The following is a 545-nucleotide window of genomic DNA, read 5'->3' as shown; positions in this document are numbered from 1 at the left end:
CGTTGGCGCTGAACTGGCAGGGAACGCAAGGGGTTCTGCGTTTGGAGGCGCAACATGACAGCACGCCGCTGGTATCGCTGCCGTGGAAAATGAGTCCCGATCGTATCGATATCGAAAACGGCGTCTGGCGTTGGCCTTACGCCGCGCAACCCTTGTCAGGCAATGTCTCGATGACGCTGCACGACTGGCGCGACGGTTGGCAGCAAACGCGCATTGATGCGCGTCTGAATATGCTGACGCAAGGGCATAACGGCAGGGCAAACGCGGTGCTGGTGCTGGGGCCTGGGCGGTTGGGGCTGCTTGACAGCGCCTTACGCTTCCAGCTTACCGGGCAGGCCAATCTAGCCGATATCTCGTTGAGTGCCACCATTCCCGGCGAGATCCGTGGTTCTGTTATCAACCCCACCCTGGCGCTGTTGCCGGGATCGCTACTGCGTGCCTGGGGACGCCCCTCGGCGCAGACGGTGCTGGAGGAGGCGCGCTGGCCGCTGGCCGGCCTGCGGCTGAATGCCAACGGGGTGAATGGTCGGTTACAGGCGATCGTC

General features: G+C 63.1%; 1 pseudogene. It reads left to right on the top strand.

The window, feature by feature from the left end:
• Positions 1-545 (top strand): annotated as a pseudogene (locus J5224_RS34690) (hypothetical protein); the annotation flags it as partial.

The sequence above is a fragment of the Candidatus Symbiopectobacterium sp. NZEC135 genome (assembly GCF_025962695.1).
Note: the sequence above shows the minus strand (reverse complement) of the source record. Positions and strands in the feature narration are given on the sequence as shown.